This window comes from Pseudarthrobacter sp. NIBRBAC000502772, assembly GCF_006517235.1.
Lineage (GTDB): Bacteria > Actinomycetota > Actinomycetes > Actinomycetales > Micrococcaceae > Arthrobacter.
On sequence record NZ_CP041188.1, the window covers coordinates 512,500 to 538,894 of the forward strand.

The 26,395-nt window shown below is 61.5% G+C and carries 25 protein-coding genes; 19 read left to right on the plus strand and 6 right to left on the minus strand.

The features are described 5' to 3' along the window. The first annotated feature begins 118 nt into the window (after nucleotides 1-118). The 6 genes from aroQ (at nucleotide 119) to NIBR502772_RS02405 (ending at nucleotide 4,924) form a co-directional block, all read left to right on the plus strand. The gene (aroQ, locus tag NIBR502772_RS02380; RefSeq protein WP_141138904.1) at nucleotides 119-574 is read left to right on the plus strand and encodes a type II 3-dehydroquinate dehydratase; all 456 of its coding nucleotides are present in this window, start codon (nucleotides 119-121) and stop codon (nucleotides 572-574) included. A 118-nt stretch (nucleotides 575-692) separates the two neighbouring features. Beyond that, a complete protein-coding gene (locus NIBR502772_RS02385; RefSeq protein WP_141138905.1) occupies nucleotides 693-1,571 on the plus strand; it encodes a sugar phosphate isomerase/epimerase in 879 nt (292 codons plus the stop codon). A gap of 22 nt (nucleotides 1,572-1,593) precedes the next feature. Further along, nucleotides 1,594-2,463: a dioxygenase gene (locus tag NIBR502772_RS02390; protein WP_141138906.1), complete on the plus strand. Its 870-nt coding sequence runs from the start codon at nucleotides 1,594-1,596 to the stop codon at nucleotides 2,461-2,463. A 9-nt stretch (nucleotides 2,464-2,472) separates the two neighbouring features. Next, entirely contained in the window at nucleotides 2,473-3,537 is a 1,065-nt protein-coding gene (locus NIBR502772_RS02395; RefSeq protein WP_141138907.1) for a maleylacetate reductase, read from the plus strand. Nucleotides 3,538-3,636: 99 nt separating this feature from the next. Beyond that, nucleotides 3,637-4,029: a nuclear transport factor 2 family protein gene (locus NIBR502772_RS02400; RefSeq protein WP_210412374.1), complete on the plus strand. Its 393-nt coding sequence runs from the start codon at nucleotides 3,637-3,639 to the stop codon at nucleotides 4,027-4,029. Between the two features lie 169 nt (nucleotides 4,030-4,198). Beyond that, a complete protein-coding gene (locus tag NIBR502772_RS02405; RefSeq protein WP_141138909.1) occupies nucleotides 4,199-4,924 on the plus strand; it encodes a FadR/GntR family transcriptional regulator in 726 nt (241 codons plus the stop codon). 46 nt (nucleotides 4,925-4,970) lie between these two features. On the opposite strand, the gene NIBR502772_RS02410 is transcribed toward NIBR502772_RS02405, so the two are convergent. Together NIBR502772_RS02410 and NIBR502772_RS02415 are read right to left on the minus strand one after the other, a co-directional pair. After that, nucleotides 4,971-6,092, minus strand: a complete 1,122-nt coding sequence (locus tag NIBR502772_RS02410) for a Gfo/Idh/MocA family protein (RefSeq protein ID WP_141138910.1) — start codon at nucleotides 6,090-6,092, stop codon at nucleotides 4,971-4,973. 2 nt (nucleotides 6,093-6,094) lie between these two features. After that, nucleotides 6,095-7,294: a Gfo/Idh/MocA family protein gene (locus tag NIBR502772_RS02415; RefSeq protein WP_168223472.1), complete on the minus strand. Its 1,200-nt coding sequence runs from the start codon at nucleotides 7,292-7,294 to the stop codon at nucleotides 6,095-6,097. A gap of 235 nt (nucleotides 7,295-7,529) precedes the next feature. Between NIBR502772_RS02415 and NIBR502772_RS02420 the strand changes: the two genes are divergently transcribed. The 5 genes from NIBR502772_RS02420 (at nucleotide 7,530) to NIBR502772_RS02440 (ending at nucleotide 12,572) form a co-directional block, all read left to right on the plus strand. After that, nucleotides 7,530-8,591 carry an ABC transporter permease gene (locus NIBR502772_RS02420; RefSeq protein WP_141138912.1) on the plus strand — a complete coding sequence of 354 codons (1,062 nt, stop codon included), beginning with the start codon at nucleotides 7,530-7,532 and terminating at the stop codon, nucleotides 8,589-8,591. Further along, a complete protein-coding gene (locus NIBR502772_RS02425) occupies nucleotides 8,588-9,385 on the plus strand; it encodes an ATP-binding cassette domain-containing protein (RefSeq protein WP_141138913.1) in 798 nt (265 codons plus the stop codon). Before NIBR502772_RS02420 ends, NIBR502772_RS02425 begins: the two co-directional genes overlap by 4 nt. A 16-nt stretch (nucleotides 9,386-9,401) precedes the next feature. Beyond that, on the plus strand, nucleotides 9,402-10,355 hold the full coding sequence (locus NIBR502772_RS02430; protein WP_168223473.1) for a sugar ABC transporter substrate-binding protein: 954 nt from the start codon (nucleotides 9,402-9,404) through the stop codon (nucleotides 10,353-10,355). Nucleotides 10,356-10,535: 180 nt separating this feature from the next. Further along, nucleotides 10,536-11,354: an HpcH/HpaI aldolase/citrate lyase family protein gene (locus NIBR502772_RS02435; protein WP_141138915.1), complete on the plus strand. Its 819-nt coding sequence runs from the start codon at nucleotides 10,536-10,538 to the stop codon at nucleotides 11,352-11,354. Between the two features lie 45 nt (nucleotides 11,355-11,399). After that, a complete protein-coding gene (locus tag NIBR502772_RS02440; RefSeq protein ID WP_210412375.1) occupies nucleotides 11,400-12,572 on the plus strand; it encodes a Xaa-Pro peptidase family protein in 1,173 nt (390 codons plus the stop codon). A gap of 361 nt (nucleotides 12,573-12,933) precedes the next feature. Here NIBR502772_RS02440 and leuD read toward each other — a convergent pair whose 3' ends face one another. From leuD to NIBR502772_RS02455, 3 genes are all read right to left on the minus strand, one after another. Beyond that, complete coding sequence (gene leuD / locus NIBR502772_RS02445; protein ID WP_141138916.1) at nucleotides 12,934-13,521, minus strand: 3-isopropylmalate dehydratase small subunit; 588 nt, start codon at nucleotides 13,519-13,521, stop codon at nucleotides 12,934-12,936. A 1-nt stretch (nucleotide 13,522) separates the two neighbouring features. Then, a complete protein-coding gene (leuC, locus tag NIBR502772_RS02450; protein ID WP_141138917.1) occupies nucleotides 13,523-14,941 on the minus strand; it encodes a 3-isopropylmalate dehydratase large subunit in 1,419 nt (472 codons plus the stop codon). Between the two features lie 591 nt (nucleotides 14,942-15,532). Further along, nucleotides 15,533-16,288, minus strand: a complete 756-nt coding sequence (locus NIBR502772_RS02455; RefSeq protein WP_141138918.1) for a FadR/GntR family transcriptional regulator — start codon at nucleotides 16,286-16,288, stop codon at nucleotides 15,533-15,535. A gap of 452 nt (nucleotides 16,289-16,740) precedes the next feature. On the opposite strand from NIBR502772_RS02455, the gene NIBR502772_RS02460 reads away from it, so the two are divergent. The 7 genes from NIBR502772_RS02460 (at nucleotide 16,741) to NIBR502772_RS02490 (ending at nucleotide 23,575) form a co-directional block, all read left to right on the plus strand. Continuing rightward, nucleotides 16,741-18,063, plus strand: coding sequence for an MFS transporter (locus NIBR502772_RS02460; protein WP_246848669.1), 1,323 nt, complete (start codon nucleotides 16,741-16,743; stop codon nucleotides 18,061-18,063). A 109-nt stretch (nucleotides 18,064-18,172) separates the two neighbouring features. Continuing rightward, nucleotides 18,173-18,946, plus strand: a complete 774-nt coding sequence (locus NIBR502772_RS02465) for an SDR family NAD(P)-dependent oxidoreductase (protein ID WP_141138920.1) — start codon at nucleotides 18,173-18,175, stop codon at nucleotides 18,944-18,946. Nucleotides 18,947-19,078: 132 nt separating this feature from the next. Further along, nucleotides 19,079-19,528 (plus strand): type II 3-dehydroquinate dehydratase, encoded by a 450-nt coding sequence (locus NIBR502772_RS02470; RefSeq protein WP_141138921.1) that lies wholly within the window; start codon nucleotides 19,079-19,081, stop codon nucleotides 19,526-19,528. A gap of 46 nt (nucleotides 19,529-19,574) precedes the next feature. Continuing rightward, nucleotides 19,575-20,486 carry a Gfo/Idh/MocA family protein gene (locus NIBR502772_RS02475; RefSeq protein WP_141138922.1) on the plus strand — a complete coding sequence of 304 codons (912 nt, stop codon included), beginning with the start codon at nucleotides 19,575-19,577 and terminating at the stop codon, nucleotides 20,484-20,486. 59 nt (nucleotides 20,487-20,545) lie between these two features. Continuing rightward, entirely contained in the window at nucleotides 20,546-21,433 is an 888-nt protein-coding gene (locus NIBR502772_RS02480; RefSeq protein WP_141138923.1) for a fumarylacetoacetate hydrolase family protein, read from the plus strand. A gap of 162 nt (nucleotides 21,434-21,595) precedes the next feature. Continuing rightward, nucleotides 21,596-22,726 carry a cupin domain-containing protein gene (locus tag NIBR502772_RS02485; RefSeq protein ID WP_141138924.1) on the plus strand — a complete coding sequence of 377 codons (1,131 nt, stop codon included), beginning with the start codon at nucleotides 21,596-21,598 and terminating at the stop codon, nucleotides 22,724-22,726. Nucleotides 22,727-22,735: 9 nt separating this feature from the next. Then, the gene (locus NIBR502772_RS02490) at nucleotides 22,736-23,575 is read left to right on the plus strand and encodes a maleylpyruvate isomerase family mycothiol-dependent enzyme (RefSeq protein WP_141138925.1); all 840 of its coding nucleotides are present in this window, start codon (nucleotides 22,736-22,738) and stop codon (nucleotides 23,573-23,575) included. Between the two features lie 212 nt (nucleotides 23,576-23,787). Here the strand turns inward: NIBR502772_RS02490 and NIBR502772_RS02495 are convergent, their stop codons facing one another. Next, complete coding sequence (locus NIBR502772_RS02495; protein WP_141138926.1) at nucleotides 23,788-24,654, minus strand: hypothetical protein; 867 nt, start codon at nucleotides 24,652-24,654, stop codon at nucleotides 23,788-23,790. Between the two features lie 735 nt (nucleotides 24,655-25,389). Here NIBR502772_RS02495 and NIBR502772_RS02500 point away from each other — a divergent pair. Beyond that, nucleotides 25,390-26,382 (plus strand): fatty acid desaturase, encoded by a 993-nt coding sequence (locus NIBR502772_RS02500; protein ID WP_141138927.1) that lies wholly within the window; start codon nucleotides 25,390-25,392, stop codon nucleotides 26,380-26,382. Nucleotides 26,383-26,395: the final 13 nt, after the last annotated feature.

A 26,395-nucleotide genomic window follows, 5' to 3' on the forward strand; every position in this document is an offset into this window, starting at 1 on the left:
GATAGGTATTTCCGAAGACCGCATACTGGGACACATGGCAGAGCCGCCGAGAATCGAGGCGGCTGCGGCCGGGGCTGACCACCGCCCCTAGTCTCGATATCTTCAGAAAGTGAGGGACATGAAAACTGTCCTTGTGCTCAATGGCCCCAACCTGAATCTCCTGGGGACACGCAAGCCGGAAGTGTACGGAACGACCACCCTCGCCGAGGTTGAGGACCTGTGCCGCGCAGAAGCGGAAACAGTCGGGCTGGATGTAATCTTTCGCCAGTCAAATCATGAGGGCGAACTTATCGACTGGCTGCACGAATGCGGCGCCGCCGTGAAGTCAGGGACATCCATCGGGGCCGTCTTCAACCCAGGCGCCTACACCCACACGTCGATAGCGCTCCACGATGCAATCGAAGGAGCCAGCGTCCCGGTAGTGGAACTCCACATCGCCAACGTACACAGCCGCGAAGAATACCGGCATCACTCATTCATCTCAACGGTAGCGCGAACGGTCATCATCGGTGCCGGAGTCACGGGGTACGCACTTGCCATTAACGGACTAAACCGCCTTTCCATGCTCCACTGATCCAAGAATCACGCGGTGGACCTCTGGCCCGTCAAACGGGGACCACACGCGGGGCTGATCCCCAGTCAGAAAACATCATTGGCGGCCAGGGCTGCCTATCAACATCAAAGGGACATCCATGCCATCCGATACAACCACCCCAGCATCTGAACAGGCACTCAACACGAGCCGCATCCTGTCGCTGGCCCACCTGTCTGTCGTCGATGCCCACCCGCTGGAGCTTATCGACGCCGCCGCGGCAGGCGGATTCAACGCCATCGGGCTGCGGATCGTGCCTCCCATGCCTACCGACAGCATCATCCCCGTCGTGGGCGACGAGCAGCTCATCCGTGACATCATCCGGAAAACTGAGGACAGCGGTATCCGCGTCCTGGACACTGAAGCGATCTGGCTCACTCCCGATACCATCCCGGCGGCCCTGGAGGAAGTCTTCGAGGTCTCTGCGCGGCTGGGCGCCACCAACGTGCTGATCGTGGGCAATGACCCGGAGGAAGGCAGGCAACTGGAGAACTACATCAGTCTCTGCGACATGGCAGCGCGGTTCGGGTTGACCGCGGCCCTTGAGTTCATCCCCTATTGCGTCACTGGCACCCTCGAGGCCGCCCAGAGGCTGGTCCTGGGCACCGAACGTAGCAACGCGAAGTTCCTCATCGACGTCCTGCACCTGATGAGGTCCGGCGGGGGCCCTGACAACCTCCGGACCCTCGTCCCGGAAGCGTTCGCCTACTGCCAATTGGCGGACCTGTCCGGACCCCGGCCCGCAGACACCGCAGCCCTGCGACAGGAAGCACGTACCGACCGCCTTTGCCCTGGCCAAGGCGATGCTCCGCTTGCCGCGATCCTGGATGCGCTCCCTGCCGGCCTGCCGCTGGGCGTGGAAGCGCCCGTTCGTGCACATGCCCATCTCCCGGTGGTCGAACGCGGCCGCCTCCTGGGCGAAGCCACGCGGGCGTTCCTGGACAGTTACGACAATTCGACCGCCCCCTCCAACCGCTAACCCGACTCAGGAAGACGAGACCATGGCAACGAACGTTGACGCCGACATCCTCACGTCGGAAGTGCTGCAAAGCTTTTCCTCAACCCCTGATGACCGGTTGAAGCAACTACTGGGTAGCCTGACGACCCACCTACACGCGTTCGTCCAGGACGTCGCCCCGTCCATTCAGGAGTGGGAGCAGGCGATCGACTTCCTCACCCGGACCGGAAAGACCTGCACCGACGTGAGACAGGAATTCATCCTGCTCTCCGATGTCCTCGGCGTCTCCATGCTCGTTGAGACCATCAACGGGCAGGAGACCCCCGAAGCAACCGACTCGACCGTTCTGGGGCCCTTCCACATGGTTGAATCCCCGGCCCGGGAACTCGGGGACGACGTCTCCCCCGAAAGCGAGGGACCAGGCTGTGTCGTCAGCGGCAGGATCGTCTCGATCAACGGAACCCCCATCCCGAACGCGGAGATCGACATCTGGCAGGCCGATACCAAAGGCTTCTACGACGTTCAACAGCCGGGCATTCAGAGCGTCGGCAACGGCCGGGCACTGCTGCACTCAGACTCCGAAGGCCGGTTCCACTTCCGCAGCGTCGTGCCGATGTACTACCCGATCCCCACAGACGGGCCCGCCGGCGAACTGCTCAGGGCGACCGGCCGCCATCCTTACCGTCCGGCCCACATCCATTTTCTCGTCGCGGCACCCGGCCACCGGGAACTGACCACGCACATCTTCATCGGAGACAGCGACTACATCGATTCCGATGCAGTCTTCGCCGTCAAAGGGTCCCTGATCAAGGACTTCACCGATAACCCGAACCCCGATGAAGCGGCCCGATACGGGGTCCAAAGCCCCTTCCGGCACGGCCGCTTCGATATTGTCCTGCACCCCGAAGCTTAGGAGCCCGCCATGTCCACCCCGTTTTTCTATGAAGCGCTGCCGATGCGTGTCAGCTTCGGCGCCGGCTACCGGTCAAAGCTGGCCGATGAAGTGAACAAACTGGGCCTCAAAAGGGTCCTTGTCCTCGCCACGGAATTCCAGGCCGACCTCGCACGCGAGATCTCCGACTCCCTGGGCGAGCTCAGCGTGGGCGTCTACGCCAAGGCCGAAATGCACGTCCCCATCGAAACCGCCCGAGATGCCCAGCGGATCGCCACCGAAGCCGGAGCCGACGGCTGTGTCGCCGTCGGCGGCGGCTCCACCACCGGCCTCGGCAAGGCCATCGCGTTGGAATACGGCACCCCGATCATCGCCCTGCCCACCACCTACGCCGGTTCCGAAATGACGCCGATCTGGGGACTGACGGCCGACAGTGTGAAGAAAACCGGCCGCGACCCTCGAGTTCTGCCCACCAGCGTGATCTACGACCCGGAACTGACCCTCTCCCTTCCGGTCGGCATGTCAGTCACCAGCGGATTCAATGCCATTGCCCATGCAGTTGAGGCCCTCTACGCCCCTGACGGTTCGCCCGTCATCTCCCTGATGGCAGAGGAGGGCATCCGAGCCCTGATCACGGCGCTGCCGAACATCGTCGAGGATCCCCAAAACATCAAGCACCGCAGCGACGCACTCTACGGCGCGTGGCTTTGCGGAGCGACGCTTGGTGCCACGACCATGTCCCTGCACCACAAGCTCTGCCACACCTTGGGCGGTACGTTCAACCTTCCCCACGCCGAAACCCATACCGTCGTTCTGCCCTATGCCCTCGCCTACAACGCCCCCTCAGCTCCCGGTGCCATTGAGGCGCTCCGGCGGGCCACCGGAGCTGAAGACCCGGCAACCCACTTGCGCGAACTCAGCCTCAAACTGGGCGCCCCCGCCTCACTGCGGGAGCTCGGGCTCACCGAAGAGAGTGTGGAAACTGCCGTCGATCTCGCCACCCGGAACCCTTACGCCAACCCGCGCGAAATCAACCCCGAAGGCATCCGCAGGCTGCTCACTGCCGCGCTGAACGGCGACCCCGTCACCGCATAACCAAACCACTGACACCCGAGGGGTCAGCGGGGGCAAGGCCATGCAATGTCTTCCCCCGCTGCCCTGACTGCATCAAGAATCACCAAGGAGCATCACACGTTGACTCAGACAACCAGCCCGGACCAGGCCGTGATTCAAGAACTCGAAGACAAACGGTATGCCGCTGTCCTCAACCAGGACTACGACACTTTCGAAGACCTGTGCCACGCCGACCTCGTGTACGGGCACACAGGCGGAAACCGCGATTCCCTGGAAACCTACCTCTCCAAACTCCGCAGCGGCGCCCTGCGCTACCACCGAATAGACCACCCCGTGGAAAACATCGTGCTGGTCGGGGACGCTGCTCTTGTCACAGGCCAGATGAGCGCCGACCTCACCATCAACGGCTCCAACAAAACGCTCAACAACAGCGCCCTCGCCGTCTGGACCAAAGACGCCGGGGAATGGAAATTCGTCGCGTACCAGCCGACACCGCAGGGCCTATCCGCTTAGCTGACTTCACAACGCCAGCCTGTCCTTACCGCGGGTTGCCCAGCGACACCTCGAGGCTCGAACCGGTTTTATCCGGTTTTGCTGGAGGGCTTGGGAATGGGGCCGATCCAGCATAAGATTGGTTCACCGGTCTGCCATTAGGCTGTGGACCGCCGGCTGAGGAGTATGCATGAGTTTTTCACTTGCCGAAAAAGGCGCGGGCAGGGATGTCCCGGTCCGTCAGCCTCCGAGCCAGGAAATAGTCAAGCGCCTCCTGGATGCTTTGCTTTCCGGTGACGTTGCCCCCGGTTCGCGTATTCCGTCGGAGCGGACTCTGGCTGAGGAACTTAAGGTCGGGCGGGGGATGATCCGCGAGGCGATCAAGTCGTTGAGTCTGCTGGGCCTGCTCGATCAGCGGGTCGGGGACGGTACGTACTTGAGCAAGTCCAGTTCGGACCTTTTGCCTCAGGTTATTGAATGGGGTCTTCTCCTCGGGGAGAAGCGTTTTGATGATCTGCTGGAAGCGCGGTACATCCTTGAGGTCCAGCTGGCGGGGCTCGCGGCCAGTCGCAGGACTCCCGAGCAGCTGGCAACCATCCAGGCGCTGGCCGAAACCATGCGCCTAGCCGAGGATGACATTGACGCCTATGTCCAGGCGGACATCGCATTTCACATGGAGATAGCCCGTGCCAGTCACAACACCGTTCTCTGCGGGGTTCTGGAGAACATCCGGTCGCTCCTGCAGGCCTGGGCCTCGCGGGTGCTGAGGACCGCGGGGGAGACCCGGACCTCGTATGCCGTGCACGAGCCGATTCTGCGGGCCATTGAGGCCTCGGACCCGGCCGCGGCCGCTGCAGCCATGACTGCCCATATGGAACGGGCGACCCAGCGCCTGAAGGCCAGCTTCCCGGCGTAGAAATAGCAGAAAGCGGTGGAGGACCAACAGGTCCTCCACCGCTTTTCTATGCTTTGAATGCGATGGGGAGTGTGCGCCGTTCCTTAGCTGAGCGTTCGATGGTGTCGACGATTTCGGCAACCCGGTAGCCGTCTTCAAAGGTGGCTGCGACGGAGTCTGTGAGGTGACCGCTGGCGAGCCCGAGCATGTCGTGGGCCTGGTGGGCGAAGCATTCGTTCCATCCGAGCGGGTGGGAGCCCTGGACGCCGCCCGGAAGCCAGAATCCTTCCATCGGGTGTCCCGGACGGGTCACCATCTGTGTCATCGGTCCCTGGCCGGGACGGCGGATGGTGAGCTCGTTGAGCCGCTCCATGTTCCAGGAGATCGAGCCTTTGGTGCCGTCGATCTCAAATTCACCGGTCAGGGCGTGGGAGGCGACGACCCGTGATGCCTCGAATGATGCTGTTGCCCCGTTTTCGAGCCGGCCGATGGCGATGAATGAGTCATCGTTTACGTCGGTGATCAGCTGTGCCGGATCAACGGTCCAGGTTCCCGTGAGGGCGGCGATTTCCTGGACCTCACCGACCAGGAACCGGGCCAGGTCGATGTGGTGCGAGCCCAGATCGCCGATGGCGCCGGCTCCCGAGCGGCCGCGGTCAAAGCGCCAGCTGACTGATCCGTCCGGGGCGAGCATGTTCATCAGGAAGCGCGAGCGGAAATGCCGGATTTCGCCCAGCTCGCCCGAAGCGATGAGTTCCCGGGCGAACTGGACGGCCGGAATGAACCGGTGCATGAATGCGCACCGGTGTTCGACGCCGGCGGCGGCCACGGCTTTCCACAGCTTGTAGGCAACGTCGCCGGAGGACGCGAGAGGCTTCTCACAGAAAACGGGGATTCCGGCCTGCGCCGCGGCGATGGTGGGCGCCGAGTGCAGGTCGTTTGGCCCGGCGTTGACGAACAGGCCGAGATCCTCGCCAAGGAGGCCGTTCCAGTCGTTGTGGGTGGCGGTCCATCCGTAGCGCTCGGCAATGTCTGCGGCCGCGGCCTGGTTCACGTCGGCGATGGCTACGAGATCGGCGCGCACTTCCGGCTGCAGCCGGGAGAATCCGGCGTTGCTGAAAGCGAGGGAGTGCATCTGTCCAATGAAGCCGGCACCGAGCTGCCCGACCCGCACAGTGGTCTTAGTCATGTTCAGTTCTCCAATGAGGCGAGCGGCTGGGTATTGAAGGTCACGGGGACCTGTTCGTCGTTGGATCGGACCGCAGCGTCAATGAGTCGCATGGTGCTGAGCCCGTCCTGCGCAGTGGGCAGCGTCTGGAGGGCAGTGCTCGGGTCTTCGCCGAGCAGTTTCAGCAGGACTGCGCTGAAGAAGTCGCGGTAAATGTTCGCGAAGGCCATCAAGTAGCCTTCCGGGTGTCCGGGGCGGATACGGGTGGCCGCCCGCGACTGCTCGCTGGTGCTGTCCAGGGCGCGCGCGATACGCGTCGCCGCCTGACCCGGGCGGTATAGCCACAGGTACTCCGGCGATTCCTGCTCCCACTTCAGGGCTCCCTCGTCCCCGTAGATACTGAAGGCCAGGCCGTGGTCATTGCCGGCGGCGACGAAGCTTGCCCACAGCCGGCCGACGGCGCCGCCTCCGAAGCGCAGCGTCAGATAGGCGTTGTCATAGATTTCGCGGCGCTCGGCGACGGTCGTGAGCTGGGCTGTGACTTCGGTGACGCGCTGGCCGGTAACGTACTCGACAATGTTGTGGGCGTGCGATCCCACTTCCCCGAGCACCACGGCCTTGCCCATGGAGGATGGCTTGAAATGCCAGTGGCGTTTGGTCGGGTCCTCGGGCTCCCGCAGGACCCCGGGGTCCCCGGCGGCAAACTGGCCTTCAATGAGCGTGATGCGTCCGAGGGCGCCGGAACGGACGAGTTCGCGGGCCTCCCGGACCATCGGGTAGCCGGTGTAGCAGTGCGTGACCGTGAACATCGCGTCGGATTCCTCCGCAACGCGGGCAAGGTTTTCGGCCTGCTCCAGGGTCGAGGTCAGGGGCTTTTCGCAAAGAACGTGGATCCCGGCTTCCAGGAACGCCGCGGAAATTTCGGCATGGAACTGGGGTGGAGTGATGACCACGACGGCGTCGACGCCGTCCTCGCGCGCCGGTTCCGCCGCCAGCATGTCCTGCCAGGTGGGATAGCGGCGCGAAGTGTCGATGAGCAGCGCAGCGGCCGACGCATCTGCAACTTGCGGATCGATGCTCATCGCACCGGCGACGATGTCAGCCAGACCATCCACGCGCAGGGCCAAGAGGTGGGTTTCACCAATGACGGAGTCCAGCCCGCCTCCGATGATGCCGAACCGGACGCGGCGTCCGAGACGTGAAACAAGCGATTCGTGGGACATGGGTCTGCCTCTTCGTCGAGTGATCATGCCGGGCGACTGCCCGTACACGCTTTCATGCTAGGCCGATCCGGGCCAATGGGCAACCGGTCGACCATTGATTCCGCAATGGCTAACCAATTTTGAGCAAATGGTAGACCGGTGAACCATTGAGGCGTAGGCTGTGATTTATGCCACGAAAAACAACTTTCCCCTTGTTGGAACCATTAACTCGGGCCAAGGACACTGTAGGAGCGTCATGAGTAATGCCACAGCGGTATCCCCGCCACGGGTCACACGGCCCAGCGGGGGCAGTTCGGCCATTTCAGCAGCCTTGTGGCTGATGAAACTGGGTCCGGTCCTGATCCTGGTGGTCCTGGCCATCGGAATGACCATCGCCAACCCCGTCTTCGCATCGGCGCGGAACCTGCAGAATCTCTCGATGCAGTCCGCCTCCATCGCCATTCTCGCCCTGGGAATGTTGCTGGTGATCCTGACCGGCGGCATCGACCTCTCAGTCGGCTCGATCCTCTCCCTAAGCAGCGTCGTCGGGGCCACTGCCTTCGTCACCGGCCTCGGTAACGGCCTGCTGGTGATGGGCGTGATGATCCTGGTGGGCGCGGCGGCCGGGTGGATTAACGGTGCGGTGTTCGTGCTGGGCAAGATACCCAGCCCGTTCATCGTGACCCTGGCCATGCTCAGCGTCGCCAGCGGCCTGGCCTTGTCCATCTCCCGCGGACAGCCGATCATCGGCGTACCGGACGAGGTGAACTGGCTCGGAAGTGCTTTCATCGGCCCCATTCCGGTGTCCCTGCTGTTCGTCGCCGTGCTGGCTGTCGCCGTGTACGTTCTGACCCGCAAAATGACCTGGGGCCGGTGGATCTACGCAATCGGCAGCAACGAGGAAGCGGCCCGCCGGGTCGGAATCCCCGTCCGAAAAGTACTCATCTCGGTCTATGTCTTCGCCGGAATATCCGCGGCACTGGCAGCGATAATCGTCTCCGGACGCACCAACTCCGGCTACCCGACGGCAGGATCCCTGGCCGAACTTGACGCCATCGCAGCCGTCATCATCGGCGGGGCCAGCTTCACCGGCGGCCGCGGCGGAATCAGCAACGCCCTCATCGGCGCACTCACCCTCGCGGTCATCCGCAACGGGCTGAACCTCCTCGGCGTCGATCCCTTCCTGCAGATCGTCATCATCGGCGTCACCATCGTCCTGGCCGTCCTGCTCGATGTCTACCGCACACGAGCCGAGGGACGGTTCCGGGCCATGCTGGCCGAAAAATCGATCCTCGCCGAGAACGGAGTCAGCGCATGAATACCTCGGAAGTCCCAGTTCTTGAAGTGCGAGGCGCCGTCAAGCGCTTCGGCAACGTCGTAGCCCTTGACGGAGCCTCGCTCACCCTGGGCCGCGGCGAAATCCTGGCGCTGCTGGGCGACAACGGGGCGGGCAAATCCACCCTGGTCAAGAGCATCAGCGGCACGCACCAGATCGACGGCGGTGAAATCCTCATCAACGGCGAGCCCGCGTCCTTCCGCAGCAGCGCCGACGCCCGGGCAGCCGGGATCGAAACCGTCTACCAGGATCTGGCCCTCTTCGACAACCTTCCCGCAGCGGCGAACTTCTACGCCGGCCGGGAACTCGTCGGCCCCGGCAGGTCCTCCCGCAGCTGGGGGTTCCTGAAGAACCGCGGCATGCAAACCGAAACCACCAAGCTGCTCGAGGAACTGAAAGTCAGGATCCCCAGCATGACCATGCCGGTCGGGCTCATGTCCGGCGGCCAGCGCCAGGCGATCGCCGTGGCACGGGCCGTGGCCTTCGCCAAACAGGTTGTCCTGCTCGACGAGCCCACCGCCGCACTGGGCCTACGCGAAACCCGCCAGGTGCTCGATCTGATCAAGACCCTTCCCGCGCGTGGTATCTCCGTCATCCTCATCTCCCACCAGCTCGACGACGTCATCGAAGTCGCCGACCGCGCCATCGTCCTGCGCCGGGGACGCGTCGTCGGCGAAGAAATACCCAGCGCCGCAACCCACGAACGGCTTGTCTCCCTCATCGTCGGCGGCGCTGATGCAACAGCCGCCCGCGAAAAATCAGACTCAACCACGTAATCACCAGGAGAATCACATGAAACCACTTAAATGGCTTGCCGCCAGTGTGCTTGCCGGATCCCTCGCCCTCTCAATGACCGCCTGCGGCGGAAGTCCCGCAAGCCCCGGTGCTGAGAGCAAACCCAAAGTCGGGGTCATCCTCAAGACCGCCAACGCGTACTTCAACGCCATGAAGGACGGCATCAACGGCATGCCCAAGGACGGCATCGATTTCCTGGGCGTGGAGGCTCCCGGCGACGGCAAGGACGCGCAGCCCCAGATCACCGCCATTGAAGGCATGGTCACCCGCGGAGCCAACGCCATCGCCATCGCTCCCATCGGGCCCCAGGTCCAGCCGGCCCTGGACCGTGCCATCTCGCAGGGAGTGAAGATCGTCCTGATCGACAACGACCTCCCGGGCTGGACGGGCGCCTCCAGCTACATCGGAACCGATAACCTGGCCGGCGGCACCAAAGCTGGCAACTACATCAACGAACAGCTCAAGGGCAAGGGCACGGTTGCCATCATGTCCGGGGTCCCCGGTGTACCGGCACTCGACGCCCGTGTCAACGGGGTCCTGGACGTCCTCAAGACCACCGGGATCAAAGTCGTCAACACGCTGGCAACCAACTGTGACCAGACCAAGGGCGTTGACGTGATGCAGGCCTTCGGAGCAGCCAATCCGGAGGTGGATGCGGTCTACAGTGCCTGTGGCCCGCCCGTCCTGGGCGCCATCGAGGCGCGCAAAAAGTCCGACCCGTTCAAGACGAACCTGCTCCTGGTCGGTTTCGACGCACTTCCCGATGAGGCAAAAGCCATTCTGGAAGGCACACAGACTGCCAGCATCGCCCAGTTCCCCCAGAAGATGGGCACCACCGCTGTGAACACAGCCGCTGCTGCCGCGCGCGGGGACAAGGTCGAGGCCCGGATCGACACCGGAACCGAAGTCGTCACCAAAGACAACGCCCAAAAGTTCACCACCTTCCAGTAACCCGGAAATGGAGTATGCGCAGTGCCGGGTCCTCGATGTGAGCGGCCCGGCACTGCGAGCACAGCCAGGACGGGCCCCAACTGCGGCATCCGGAGCCCGTGACACCTTCGGAAAAACCATCTCCATCCCCACGTAAATGCATCACAACGGCGCCCCAGCGCGCTGAAGAAACGAAGGATCATGACAGCCGACCATTCCCTCCGGGACAGAATTGCCGCCGGAGACTGCCTCTACGGGCTCATCGTAAAAATGCCGAATCAGCCCATGGTTGAAATGGCCGGTTATACCGGCTTCGACCTGGTCATGATCGACACCGAACACGGCATGGCCGATGACTCGGCGCTGGAAAACCACCTGCGTTCGGCCAGACTGGCCGGGGTATCAACGCTTGTCCGCCTCGGCCACAACGATCCGCTCCTGATCCTGCGCGCCCTCGATGCCGGCGCCACCGGCGTCGTCATTCCCCACGTATCCACCGCCGGGGAGGCCGCCGCTGCAGTGTCTGCCGCGCACTACCCGCCCATAGGCACCCGGGGCCTGGCCGTGAGTACCATCGCCGGCCACCACGGAACGGTGCCATTGAAAGCCCACCTCGACGCTGCGGCGGCGACCACCTTCGTCGTAGCCCAGGCAGAAGACAAAGAAGCCTCCGCCAACAGTGCCGCTATCGCCGCGGTCCCCGGCCTGGACGCCGTCTGGATCGGCCCCAGCGATCTGTCCATGTCCCTCGGACAGCCGGGCCAGACCTCCCACCCGGCCGTCGCGGCAGCAATCGATCGCATAGCCGACAACGTCACCAGCTCAGCGGGCTGCGCCTTGTGCGTCATCGCGGACTCCACCGAAGATGCAGCCGTGTGGGCGCAACGCGGAGCTCGGATCATTCTCTTCAACTCCACTAAACTCCTCGCAGACGCATTCCGCGGCGCCGTGAGCAGCGCCAGAGACGCTGTTCAGGCGGCGGATGCCGGCCCGGGGATGACCACAAGTTCGCTCACTTAATTGATCGCATTGGCACGAACAAAAATACGAAGTCTGGAGTATCCCATGGCAGTTTCGGTACCTTTCGATGAGCAGTACCTCGAGGACCTTATGGAGGGCGCGGGCATTGATGCCCTGCTCGCCACGACAAAACACAACGTGCAGCACCTGCTGGGCGGATACCGGTTCTTCTTCTTCGCTCATGCTGACGCCACCGGAGTCAGCCGCTACCTTCCCGCCGTCGGAATCGTGCGGGGAAAACTCGATGACTCCTTCTACATCGGCGCAGGCAACGAGGACTGGGGAACCGCGGGCGGAGCAATCTGGGTATCCGATATCCAGAACATCAGCTGGACCAGTATCGACACGGCCCGGGCCGCAGCGGCGGCTCTGGAGAAGCGCGGGCTCGCCCGCGCCACAATCGGGGTTGAGAAGTCGTTCATCCCCGCGGACGCCCTCGACACGCTGCGCGAGCTCCTCCCCGAAGCGACATTCGTAGAGGTCCACCCTGTTCTGGAATCCCTTCGCGGGGTCAAATCCGAGAGAGAACTTGAGCTGGTTCGTACCGCGTCCCATGGCATCATCGATTCAATGCAGGCCTCATTCGGCCTGGTCCAACCCGGAATGACCAAACACGACATCGCCGAGATCTTCCGCCTCGAGCAGACCAAGAGAGGCCTGTTCTACGAATACGCCCTGGTGACGCTCGGCGGAGGATCTATGAACCGGTCCCCGTCCTCCGACGTGTGGCGCTCCGGCACCAGCTTGTCGATCGATTCCGGGGGCATGTACGAGGGATACATCGGTGACCTGTCCAGGATGGCAATCGACACCGAGCCCACCGCACGACAGACCGATCTGCTGGCACAAATCGAAACCGTGCAGCAGGAGGCACGGACCGCCGTCGCGGCAGGCAAACGCGGCGGCGACATCTTCGTCACAGCGCTCGACACGATCTCGAAGCTGCCTGATGGCGCCAACATGAAATTCGTCGCCCATGGAATGGGCCTGATCACCCACGAAGTCCCCCGGCTGACCTCAACCGGACCCGTTCCCTACTTCGGGGCCCATGCAAATGATCCGCTGAAGTCCGGCATGGTCCTCTCCATCGAGTCGTGGTTCGAAGACCACGACTCCGGATTCATCAAGCTCGAGGACACACTGATCGTGACCGACGACGGCTGGGAAGCCCCCGGCGACTCCGCCCGCGGATGGAACCGCACCGGCGCAAGCCTCTAACCCAACCGGCGGTCCGTCCGACACACACCGGACGACCCGCCGGACGATTAGCCCTCAACCGGTCTTGGGGCGCATGTAGCGACGGATAACCGCTCTGGGCGGGCCAGTTGTTCTTCAGGCGTTTCTGGGCCTGGCCGGAATGCGCGCAGGTTGGCCCTGTTCCGGCGGCGTCGCGGAAGATCCTAGCGCACGAGATTTCGGGACGTGCCAAATCCAAGCGGACCAGCTGAAATGCCTGGCAGAGGTGCGCTGCCTTTCGGGTGTCCCAGTTCCAGGGAAACGGGACACTGTATTTCTGGTGTTGGGTGCCACGTTTTTTCTTGGTGACAAGTAAAGGGAGTCCCGGGAGAAGGCGAAAGCGCTACGGTGTCGTCGGGAGGAAATTCGGTCGTTGGGCTTCGAATGACTCGATGTCGGCCCCGGCTAGTTCTGTCAGGTCGATATCATCGAGTCCTTCCAAGAGTCGCCACTTCACATAGTTGTCGATGTCAAAGATGTACTCGTGTTCCGCGCAGACAATGCTTTGGTCGGCAAGGTTGAGGGTGATTTCAAGTCCTGGATCGGCTTCGATGGCTCTCCAGATTTCATCGATCTCTTCTTGGTTTAGCTTGGCGGCTACCAGACCCGATTTTCCGCAGTTTCCCCGAAAGATATCGGCGAATTTTGGTGAGATGACGACTTTGAAACCATAGTCCATCAGTGCCCAGACGGCGTGTTCCCGTGATGATCCTGTGCCGAAGTCCGCTCCGGTAACCAGAATTGATGCACCGGAAAACTGGGGATTGTCGAGAGGAAATTTTGCGTCTTCGCGCAGGTCAGCAAAGAGGGCATCTGCAAAACCGGTCCGGCTGATCCTTTTCAGGAACTTGGACGGGATGATTTGGTCGGTGTCGACGTTGGTCTGGTTCAGCGGCATGGCCACGCCTGTGTGAACAGTGAATCTCTGCATGCTAGTTTCCTGTTCCGGCTTTCACCAGGTCGGATGGCGTTGAGATGGTTCCCCTGATCGCGGTCGCGGCGGCTACCGGGGGTGAGACTAGGTGCGTCATGCTGCCTCGCCCCTGGCGTCCTTCGAAGTTCCGGTTGGACGTTGACACGCAGCGTTTGCCGACGGGTACTTGGTCTGGGTTCATGCCCAGGCACATCGAGCAGCCGGCGAAGCGCCATTCCGCTCCCGCATCAAGGAAGATCTGGTCGAGACCTTCTTTTTCTGCCTGGGCTTTGACCTGCATGGAACCAGGAACTACCAGCATCTGCAGGCCTTCTTTGATGCGCTGTCCGGCTAGTACGGATGCTGCAGCCCGCAGATCCTCGATGCGCCCGTTGGTGCAGGATCCAAGGAAGACCATGTCAACGGGGATGTCTCTCATGGCTGTCCCGGGTGTCAGATCCATGTAGGCCATTGATTTCTTGGCGGCGGACCTGTCGCGTTCTTCCGGAAAGTGATCAGGGTCGGGGACGCTGCCGGAGATGGGCACAGCCTGTCCGGGGTTCGTTCCCCATGTGACGAACGGTGAGATCTGTGCAGCATCCAGGGTCACCTCGGCGTCGTATACGGCGTCCGCGTCGCTCGGCAGCGAGAGCCAGTACTGGGCGGCTGACGCCCATGCCGCCTCATCAGGTGCGTGGGGTTTGCCCCTGAGGTAGTCAATGGTCTTCTCGTCGGGAGCGATCAGCCCTGCGCGCGCGCCCGCTTCCACGGACATATTGCAGACCGTCATCCGTGCCTCCATGGACATCTCTTTGATGGCCTCACCGCGGTATTCGAGAACGTATCCTTGGCCCCCGCTGATGCCTATTTGGGCGATGAGGGCCAAAATGACGTCTTTGGATGTGACTCCGGGGGCCAGTTTGCCTTCAAGGTTGACGGCCATGGTTTTGAACCGTTGCAGGGGCAGGGTCTGTGTGGCGAGGACATGTTCTGCTTCACTGGTGCCAATTCCGAAGGCCAAGGCTCCGAAGGCACCGTGAGTGGATGTGTGCGAATCGCCGCAGACGATCGTCATCCCCGGCTGGGTGAGGCCAAGCTGGGGGCCGACGACGTGGACGATGCCCTGGTCCTTGCTGCCCATGTTGAAGAGTTTGATACCGAAAGCCGCGCAGTTTTCACGCAGCGTCTGAACCTGGAGACGCGACGTGAGGTCAACGATCGGCTTGTCGACCCCGATCGTGGGGACGTTATGGTCTTCCATGGCCAAAGTCAGATCGGGTCGACGAACGGTGCGGCTGGCAAGCCGTAAGCCTTCGAAGGCCTGGGGGCTGGTCACCTCGTTGACGAGATGCAGGTCGATGTAGAGCAGGTCGGGTTTGCCGTCCTCGTGGCGGACGGTGTGGGAATTCCACACTTTTTCGGCAAGGGTGTAGCCCATGAATGGGTCTCGATTCAGTAGATTCCGGGCGGAAAGTCGTTATGGGTCGAATCAGGCGTGGCACCGCGGCGTTTTGCCCGGAGGGCATGCATTTCGTTTAGATGAGGAAAGAAGGAGAAACCGGGACGGAAACACAGGAACCGGAGTCATAACGGAAGGATCGACCGGACCATGCGACGTCGGCCGAGACGTCCAGTAAGACCGGTCCCACAAGAGTCAGCCGCACGGGTCCCGTGTCTTTGCTGGACCTGTCAAGGACGCGCTGGCTGATTTCCTCCGGCACCTTCGGGCGCCGACCAACCTTTGCGGATGGGTTTGTTGAGTGGACTACGATCCGCAGCGGGTCCCCGAAAGGCACCCCGGCCACCACGGCTGAGGGCTGAGCGAGGAACCGATGACGGCATCGAACACGACATCGATACCCGTTGCAAGGCCAATGTCCATCTCCGAACCGTGCCGAAAACTATGTTGCGGACGGCGTTATGAAGCGGCAGTTTTGGGAGAAATCATTTAGGGTCGCGTTACGCGGGTATTAGCGGTTTCTGAAACACGCAGACGTGGTGTGCACTGTCCGGAATTTAGCAAAACGTTCTAGTGTCCGCTGTCCGCAGCCGCGACTGTCTGAACCGCTGGAGTGTGCTCGACAGCGACCTCAATCGCCTTCAGGGGATCCCCTGATAGAACTGCCTCCACCAGCCGCCGGTGCAAGTCGAGGGTGGAGCGCTTACGCTCGTGGAAGCTCTCATCCACCGCGATATCTTCGAGCGATTCCGCGATGAGATCGGAAAGCGCGATGTACACGCTCGTCAACACAGGGTTTCCGCTGCTTTCGGCCATCCTTCGGTGGAGAGCCCAGTTCGACCTGACGAAGGCTGTGGGATCGTCGAGCTGATCCTCCATGTCCGCCAGGATGGACCACAGCGCGGCCGCGTCTTTGGCCTGATGATGGCGACTCGCCTCTTCAGCCACTAGCGGGTCGAGGGCGTGACGGACTGCAAGTGCCTGTTCCATCGTGACCTCGTCCCGACGGAGAATCATCACCGCATTGCGCATGCGTACGCTCGGGCGGCCAGATGCGACGAACACGCCACCAGTGGGCGGAGGTCCGGATTTGATCTCGATCAACTGCTGTGTCTGGAGGATCCGAACGGCCTCATTGAGCGTGCCGGCGGCAACTTTGAACCGAGTGCGGAGCTCCGCTTTCGTGCCGATCCGCTCTCCCTCCTGTAATTCTTCGCTCAGGATCGAGGATGCGAGACGGCGCGCGAGGGTCTCGCCCCGGGACATCCACGGGATCTCAGTGGTCTCGGCCTCGATAGTCACGTCAGCGCGTATCTCGGTGGTCATGGTTGCTCCTCATTGAAGTCACCTTCTCGTCAGTACCGGCCCGTGGACGCCCCCGTGCGCTGATCGCGCGTAACAGGGTCCAGTAGAACTGAAGGCCTGCAAACCAGAATATCAGTACGGTGGGAACAGGGGATATAACCACTATATTAGATACGCTTAACCCTTGACCACTGTATTAGATATAGATATTGTGGAGTGAGCGGTGGAAGTCACGCCGAGCAAGAACTCGAACTCCTTGCCACCGCTTCTACCAGCCACGTGGATGTCCCTTCGTACCGCGCGACCGGCTCGTTAGCAACGCGATCGTCAACCGGTTACTGACCGGACTATCCAGAAAGCGCCTCGTCGGGGGTTGATACTTCCCTGCGACGCGCGGCACCTGCTCTATCAGGACAGAAGCTTGAACCGCCAAGAGACAGAGGAGTCTCATGAATAACGGCAGTAAACCCACCGTGCAGGACCTTGCGGCGCCGAAGAAGACGCCCAAGAAGGCGGCAGCAGCCGCGGCCATCGGAAGTGCCCTTGAGTACTACGATTTCTTCATCTACGGCTTCGCCTCGGCCCTGGTCTTCAACAAGGTGTTCTTCCCCGAGGCCACCGCGGCCACTGGCACACTCTTGGCCCTGGCAACGTTCGGAGTGGCCTATATCGCCCGTCCGATTGGCGCGTTCGTGCTGGGGCACATCGGCGACAAATATGGGCGCAAGAGAATCTTGATCTTCACTGTGCTGCTGATGGGCGCGTCAACCTTTTTGATTGGCTGCCTGCCCAGTTACGACACGATCGGTCCGTGGGCCCCGATTCTGCTTGTGATATTGCGTCTCATGCAGGGTTTCGCGGCCTCCGGCGAGCAGGCTGGCGCGAATTCGATGACGCTGGAGCACTCCCCGGAGCACCGGCGTGGGTTCTACACCAGCTTTACCCTCACCGGCACGCAGTTTGGCCTGATCCTTGCCACCGCTTCATTCCTGCCCATCTCGGCGCTGCCCAATGACCAGCTCCTGTCCTGGGGATGGCGGGTCCCGTTCCTGCTTAGCGCCGTCGTCGTCATCGTCGGCCTCATCCTCCGTCGAACGCTGGCCGAGACGCCGACATTCGTCCAGGAGGCCGAAGCTGGCGCCACGCCGCAGTGGCCGCTGAAGATCCTTCTTCGGTATCACTGGAGGTCGGTGCTGCGTATCGTCATGACCGCCCTGGTTTCCACCGTCAGCACGATCTTCAGCGTGTTCGCCCTGTCCTTTGCGGTAAATACCGTCGGACTCGAACGAACCCCCATGCTTTGGGTCGGAATCGTCACCCAGGTCGTTGCGGTTGCGTCCATCCCGCTGTGGGCGATGCTTTCGGACCGGGTCGGCCGCAAACCGATCTTCATTATTGGCACGATCGGCCCGGGCGTGATGATGTTTGCCTACCTAGGCGCCGTCGCCAGCGGCAACCTGCCGCTGATCTTCGCCGCGGCCGTCCTGATGTCGGGCGTTCTCTATAGTGCCTCGACCGGCGTCTTCCCCGCATTCTATGGCGAGATGTTCCCGGCAAGCGTCCGCCTGTCAGGCATGGCAATTGGCACCCAGATCGGCTTCGCGATCGCCGGTTTCGGTCCCTCGATCGCCGCGGCCATCGCCGGTCCCGGCACCTCCGGGTGGGTTCCGGTCGCGGTTATGGTCCTCGTGGGCTGCGTGATCGCATCGATCGCCGCCGCCACCGCCAAAGAAACCTACAAGATTCCGTTGGCGGAACTGGACCAAATACACACCCCGGAAACCGTGTCCCGGTAGCAGAGGCAGGTCCCTGGACCCAGCACTGCATCGAGGCAATCCCTGTCATCAGTTCGGTCCCAGCAGGTCGGTCACGACCTGCTGGGACCCATAAATTAGGAGGTACAGCATGGAGCGGAATGCGCTCATAACCGGCGGAGCCGGCGGTGTTGGAAAGCTACTCGCGGCAAGGATGGTGCTGGAAGGATACTCGGTCACCATCGCGGACGTTGATGCGGCCCGAACGGAAGCCGTTGCCCAGGAGATTAAGGCCGAGCGCAGCATCGCGGTGGATCTCACAACCGAAGAAGGCGCCGCCGCTGCAGTTGAAGTGGCCTCAGGCGAAACGGGCAAATTGCATGCCATCGTCAACTGCATTGGCCTCTCGCCAAAAGCCAATGGCAAGAAGCGCCCGATCAAGGACATTGATCTCGCGGAATGGAACCTGGTCCTCGGAGTCAATCTGACGGCACCGTTCCTTGTCATGAAGCACGCCTGGTCCCGCCTCGAAGACAACGCAGGGTCGAGCATCGTGAATTTCCTGTCGCTCGTGGCCAAGACAGGTTCATCCGGACCGGATGAATATGACTTCGGCATACCCTCGCCGGCCGGTGCGCACTACTCGGCATCCAAGGCAGCTCTTCACAACCTGACGATGTCTGCAGCTCGCGAACTTGGGCCCAGAGGAATTCGATGCAACGGCGTCGCTCCGGGCCAGATCGGGTTCGGGATGCAAGGGTCCATGAACAAGAGCGCGGTCGCGAGGATCGTTTCGCAGATTCCGCTGGGCCGCCCTGCGGACCCCGAGGAGCTTGTCGAAGTTGTCCTCTTCCTGCTCAGCAACAAAGCCTCGTACGTGACCGGTGAAACGATCGACGTCGACGGCGGCTGGATACCCGACTGAGGCATGCACTATTTGGCTTGGTACCCCCACAACGTCCAAAGCCTTGGATGCAGACCCAAGCATTCATCGAGCACATCCGAGCAGCCAGCGCTTCGCAGGCACTTTGAACCGACCAAGGAATAGCCGATTTCCATGAAGATACTCATCATGCAGGGCCCCAATCTAAACCGACTGGGACAGCGTCTACCCGAGAAGTACGGCCGGATGACTCTGGCCGAGATCGAGACCAAGATCAAGAACCACGCCGATGAGATCGGCGTGGAGGTTCAGCAGTTTCAATCGAACCATGAAGGCGCCCTCATCGATTGGCTCCAATCCCACCAGGACGACAGCTCGGGGATCATTTTCAACCCGGCCGGCCTAACGACCCAAGGTCACGCCATCTACGACGCCATATCGGACGCCGACATGCCCACAGCCATCGTGCACCTGGCCGCCCGCGAAAAGTACGAGGGAGGCCGCAGGCCGGACCTCTTCACTTCAATCGCCGACCTATACATCGCAGGCATGGGATGGCGGGGCTACATCGCGGCTATGTCGGAAATCCGGGACGGGCTGCACAAGATTACTCCGTCCAAATAAACGCCCCCAGGGAACGCTAAAGATCCCACCAGCGAGGAGAACAGCAATGATCAAAATCGGCTTAATCGGCACTGACAGCCACCACAGCGCGTACTTTCCGCGAGAGGTAAACCTCCCGTATTCAGAACACTACGAGTCCGCCCGATTCACGAAGGTCTGGGGCGAAGATTCTGCTATTACCAAAGACAAGGCAGAGCAGTTTCTGATACCCGAAGTGGTCGGTTCCGCGGAGGAAGCCCTGACCGACGTGGACGCAGTCATGATCTTGAACCGGTACGGCGATGCGCACTACAAGTACGGCCGGCTCGCTATTGAGGCAGGGATTCCCGTCTTCATTGACAAGCCGCTCTCAAACAGCCTGAGAGAGGCCTGCGAACTCGTCTCGTTGGCCAAGGCCAAGGGTGTGCCATTGATGTCATGTTCTCATTTCAGGTACGACCCTTGCCTGGCAGATCTGCCGATCCAGCGTCCGCTGCGTACGGGGTTCGTCGGGGGACCAAGGACCGGACCCTTCCCGGACGAAAAATCCCTGAACCCCTACTACTACGCCATCCACCCGGTTGAAATCTTCCATGCCCTCATGGGACCCGGCATCGCCCAGGTCGAGGCTCATCGCACAGAGGAGCTGGACAACGTCATTGTCCAGCTCAGCGACGGACGCCGGGGGATGATCGCCCTGCTCAACGATAAGCAATACCAGTGGCGCGCCCAGATGGTGGGAGAAAGAGTCTGGGCCAACCTGGACTTCAGGGTCCAGCCCGCGAACTACCGGGGCCTGATGCGTCAGTTCCTGGCAATGGTCAGGCAAGGGCGCGAACTGCTCCCAACGGCATGGACCCTGGAGACGATCGCAACAGTTGAAGCCATCGAGCTCTCCGTGGAAAAGGGCGGACAACCGGTGACCTTACGTGACGTGTGGCCCAGCGATTATCTGGACCTGTGCCCGCCCTTGGTGTGAACCCACACTGACACTCCTTACCTCAACGGTCTCCTGATCCTCACCGAAGGAACATCATCATGAAACTAGCCGTCCTTAACGGCGATCGCGCCGCGATTGTCACCGACACGGTCATCTACGACGTCACCGATCTCCTGCCCACCCGCGCCGGCCGCCACGGCGGGCCGTGGCTCCCCTGGCTGGAACAAGGGGGAACCGCTGCAGAACTCCGGCAGCTTGATCTCACCGCCTGCCCGCAGCAGCCCTTGAACAACACCCGGCTGGGGGCCCCGTTGTCACGCCCAGGCAAGATCATCGCCGCCCCCGTGAACTACCTTGACCACAAGGAGGAGATGGCAGAGCAGAAGACCATCGCCGAATACGGCGTTTTCCTCAAGGCCAACAGCTCCGTAATCGGGCCAGGGGACGAGATCGAGCTTCCCTACACTGACAAACGAACTGATCAGGAGGGCGAACTTGCCATCGTGATCGGCCGTACTGCCCGGAACGTCGGAGCGGAAGAAGCACTGGATTACGTCTTTGGCTATACCGGCCTGTTGGACATCACAGTGCGCTCCACCGAGGACCGATCAACCAGGAAATCATTCGACACCTTCACACCAATGGGACCGTGGATAGTCACCGCTGATGAGGTTGGAGACGCGGACAGCCTTTCACTTCAATGCTGGGTGGACGACAAACTGCGCCAGGACACAAACACTTCGGAACTCATTTTTGGTATCGCTGAGCTGGTCTCGTACGCGAGCTCGGTCATGACCCTGCATCCAGGTGACGTCATTGCCACCGGCACCCCGGCAGGTGTCGGGCCCCTGACTGACGGCTCAAAGGTTCGGTTGACGATTGAGAAAATCGGCGCCCTCGAGGTGCAGACCACCGCCCGCATCGCCGTCGCGTACGCCGACCGTCCCGGAGCGCGCCATCAAGTGCATGCTCTCCCACGGCAATAGAGGAACATCCCGTATCGACGCAGTGGCCATGAAGCAGGTCAGCATTTGCCCCCGGCTGACGTGCTGTCCCATTTGAACTGCACGGGGCATCGCGGACGGTTCCCGCCGGCCCCCAGGCCTACCCGATCCCGCACTGCATATCGTTCCGGAAGGAAGAAGACCATGACTGACCCAAACCTGACCGAGGCGCCCCCCATTGCCGAGGGACAACCGGAGCCCAGCGAAGCCCTCGAACAGCTCTATGCCGACTTTGCCCGCAACTCGACGTCACCGCTGTGGACGCAAACCAATGACCTGATGCCCCTGGCGCCAAAACCGGCCGCCGTGCCGTTCGTGTGGAAGTGGTCGGAGTTGGTGGACATCGCTGAACGAGCCGGCGATCTCGTGCCCGTGGGGCGGGGCGGGGAACGCCGGGCGATCGGGCTGACCAACCCCGGGCTCGCCCCTACCGCCTACGCCACACCCACCTTATGGTGCGCCATCCAGTGGCTCGGACCTCACGAGACGGCCCCCGAACACCGCCATGCCCAAAACGCATTCCGATTCGTCGTCGAAGGCGAGGGCGTCTGGACCGTCGTCAACGGCGACCCGGTCGCCATGCGTCGGGGAGATCTGCTGATGACCCCGGGTTGGAACTTCCACGGCCACCACAACGACACGGACCAACCCATGGCCTGGATCGACGGACTGGACGTGCCCTTCGCCCACGACATGGACCTCGGGTTCTTCGAATTCGGCTCCGAAAGGGTCACTGATGAGGCCACCCCGGAGATCTCCCGTTCGGAACGAATGTGGGCCCACCCCGGCCTGACACCGTTGGTGTCACAACAGGAACAGGTCTCAACCCCGATAGCCGCCTACCGGTGGGAGTACACAGACCGCGCACTGGCGGAACAGCTGGCTCTTGAGGACGAAGGCCACCCCGCCACGGTGGAACCAGGACACGCTGCAATCAAATACACGAATCCCACCAACGGCGGAGATGTCCTGCCAACGATCCGCTGCGAGTTCCACCGTCTTCGGACGGGTACCAAGACGGCGACCCGTCAAGAGGTCGGTTCCTCCATCTGGCAGGTATTCGAAGGCTCGGGCAGGGTCATCCTCAACGGGGACGCCACCGAACTTGTCCGGGGAGACATATTCGTTGTTCCCTCCTGGGTGGCATGGTCCCTGGAGGCCGATGAACAGTTCGACCTGTTCCGATTCTCGGACGCGCCGATCGTCGAACGCCTTCATTTCCAGCGCACCTACTTCCCGGAGGCCGGCCGGTTCCTGCCCGGTAGCCGCGGCTGAAGGAGCGACATGGTTGCCCGGTACGACCTGGTCGAAGACCCGCAGATAAAGGAGTCGTTGTTGCTGGCCCGGCGTGGAACGGCTTACTTTTCCCGCCAACTGGCTCAGCTAACGGCCCAGGACATTGGCGGACCGTCCTTGCTCTCCGGCTGGAGCCGGGGACACGTGGTGGCCCACGTCGGTTACAACGCCCGCTACCTGGCCCATCTTCTCGAAGAAGTGCGCCGCAGCGAGACCGAAGTGAAAGCAGCGAACCACGACGATGCCCACGATATCGACTACGGTGCAACCCTGCCCGACGCCGCTCTACGCAACCTTCACGCCCACGCAGCCGTCCACCTGAATGTCGAATGGCGAGATCTTCCGGACGACAAATGGGATACGTCACTGGAACAAGAAGGCCAACGGCCACTCCACGTGGCCGACACAGTGTGGGGACGAGCCTTTGAAGTGTGGGTTCATGCAGTCGACCTCAACACCGGTGCAAGGTTCGAGGACCTTCCGCCGCAGCTCCTGGACCGCCTCTTCCGCAATGTGATGGACGACTGGGATGACAGATCCGATGAGGCGAACGAACAACCCCAACTGCTATTGCAAACCACAGAACGTGCCGATATCTACCGTCTAACCTGCCCCGCGGAAAAGCTAACAGCCGTGTTCGAAAAAGGGGCCATGCCGCGTCGGACCCTGACTGTAGAAGGCACTCTTGCCGCACTTACCCGGTGGGGTTTAGGCAGGGGAACCCTGGACGTCAGGAGTCCCGCAGGAAGTGTTCCGGGCGTCCGGCCACGGAAACATGACGAAAAGAATTGCCCATTCCTGGCTCTCGCCTCACTGGTCAAGGCCTGACCGTTCTTGATGTTGTCCACCAGCCTCGGACCCCGAACCTAAGGATCTGGCTCAGCTTTTTGAATTTCTGCTATTCGTTGCCAACAAACGCCCGGCAGCAAGCAGGAGCCAGGCCTGGAAAACGTCGAGACTTGCGGGCCCGAGCGGGACTCGTGGCGTAAACGAATTGGGAATCAACTTGTCCATCCCATTGTGGGCAGATAATCCTCTGGCTAGACCAAGGCAATCTTGAGTTGACGTCCTCCGATGAGCCATTCAGTCAGATATATGTCCCCCGCGGGGGACGTTGCTATTCCATGGGGGCTGTTCAGGATGCCGGTATGGAGGTGGGGCCTCCGGACTTTGTTGTCTAGCTCTAGATTCGGCCATCCCCGCCGTGAGAAATGCTCATCCTCGCTTTGAAGGAGGTCCGAGGCCCTGTCCTTTTCGTCAAGGACTGTGATTGCGCCGTGGAGCTCGGTGATCAGGATTTTGGTGCCCCACCGGGCGAGGCTGGAAGGGCTGGTGAAACTTGCGTCTGTGATTGACCGGCGATAGTGACCGGCCGTTGAGAAAACCACGATTCGTTGATTTGTCCTGTCGGCGATGTACAATTCTGAATCGTGATTGCGGGCATCAATGAGGATTCCGTGAGGTGTGTTGAACCGGGTGCCGGACTCCGTTCCGTCCAGGCTGAACAGGTGTTCCCCGAAGGGATCGAAGCAGTGTACGAGACTGGCGCCGTAGCCGTCGGCGACCCAGATCCGCCCGGCCTGGGAGGATTTTCCGGGTTCGACGGATATTGATGTGGGCCCCCACCCCTCGCGCGTGTATTCCTTGAGTGCCGGGGTCTTCAGTTCCTGCACGATTTCGCCCAGAAGATTTACTTTGACCGCGCGGCCCGGGGCGAGGTGGCCGGCGTAGCTGTCACCGGTGGGTATGAACTTGTGTCCGTTGTCCGCGATCCAGAGCACCTCTTCTCCATCTTCTGTGATCGGAGTAATGGAGTGCATCTCGGTGAGTTCGGTTTGAACTGTCCTGGTGGTGCCTGACTTCTCGTCGAGAAATACGAGCCGCCGTCCTTCCGGGTGGGCGAACACGACTGTGCCGTCCTGAAGAACAGCTATGCCGGAGTGGGACCATCCGGGGCTGGCTGCGCTGTCTGGCCACAGTTCCGTCCAGGAAAGCTCTTGTTTCCGTGTCGTCGTCGAATTCACGTTTAATGTCCAATGCTGGTTGTGGGCATGCTAAGCGGAAGCTGTAGATCATCATGCGGGTGTTCTTTGCTTTTCCTCTGAGGTGAGCACCGGCTCACGGCGGCCGGTTCTCCCTCGATGACCGGCCGCCGGTGCGCGTCAGATGCCTGGCTGCAGACGCGAAGGTTGTCGCTCAGACCATGTACGTCCCGGACTCGACGACAAAGACTGGAACACTTGTAATGAAGGCGGCACCCACGGAACGGGCTGCCTGGGCATAGTGCGCCGCTGCCTCCCCGGGCCGCCCCCGATGATGCCGAACCGGCCACGGCGTCCGAGCATGAACAAGCGATTCGGGGGACATTCGTTCCTCTTCGCGTGTGATCTCGCCAGGCGAGAGTGCCCGTACAAGCTCTCATGCTAGGCCGATCCGCACTAATGGGCAACCGGTCAGCCATTAATTCTAGGAATGGTTAGCCAATTTGAGTAAATGGTAGACCGGTGCACCATTTGCGCCTACAGTGTGATTCATGCCACCCAAAAACGACTTTCCCTTTGTGGGAAACGACAACACGGCCACCGTAGGAGCGTCATGAGCGACACCACCACCCGCACGGGATATGAAATGAGGAATTGCTAGTGAGCACCCAACCGGACATGTCCGAGCCGCTCTGGTACCGCGTGAAGCTCGAAAAGAAAACAATGAAAAAACTACAGGGCAGAACCAACTGGCAGGGTCTGGTCTGGTTCGGTACCTACGCCGGCGCGCTCGGGTTCTTTGCTACCTTTGCCGTGCTTGACGTGCTGCCGGTGTGGGCGAGGGTCGTGTCATTTCTGGCTTATTCCACTGTGTACTGCTTCAGTGAAGCCATACTGCACGAGACTCACCACCGCACAGCGTTCCGCAGCTCTTGGCTGAACGAGACGGTGCACTACATTGCCGGCCTGTTGGCCTTCAAGGAGCCCATCCGTGACCGCTGGCTCCACGCCGGCCACCACACTTACACCAATTACCCGAACATCGATCCGGAGATCGTGCTCGAACCGCCGCCCCACTTCCGCTTCCTGGCTATGGACCTGCTACGGCTGCGTTTTGTTCCCAGCTGGCTGTGGGACAGCGTTCGGAACATGTTTGGCCCTGACGTCCTAGCCAAGCGATTCGTCCCGGTCAGCGAACACGCGACCATCCGGCGGTCCGCTACGGCCTGCGTAGCTGTCTACGTCGCCGTCATCGCCGCAGCAGTGATTTTCCAGACATGGTGGCCGATCCTGTTCGTCTTCGCCGCCCGTTTCGTCGGATCGGGGTTGCACGCATGGATTACGCTCCCCCAGCATGTGGGTTTGGCGACGGAAGTCCCTGACTGGCGCCAGAACACGAGAACCATACTCACCAATCCCATCAACAGGTTTCTCGCTTGGAACATGACCTATCACGTCGAGCACCACATGAATCCCACCGTTCCGTTCCACGCGCTTCCAGCCCTGTACGGAAAGATCGAACATGACTGCCCCCGGCCTACACATCCACATGGGCAGCGTGGAGGGAAATGCTTCCGGCTCTATGGCGGCAAAAAAAAGACCCGAGCTATTTCATCATGCGACCCCTTCCCATCTCCCCGGAGGAAGCCGTGAAGGCTGCAACGGA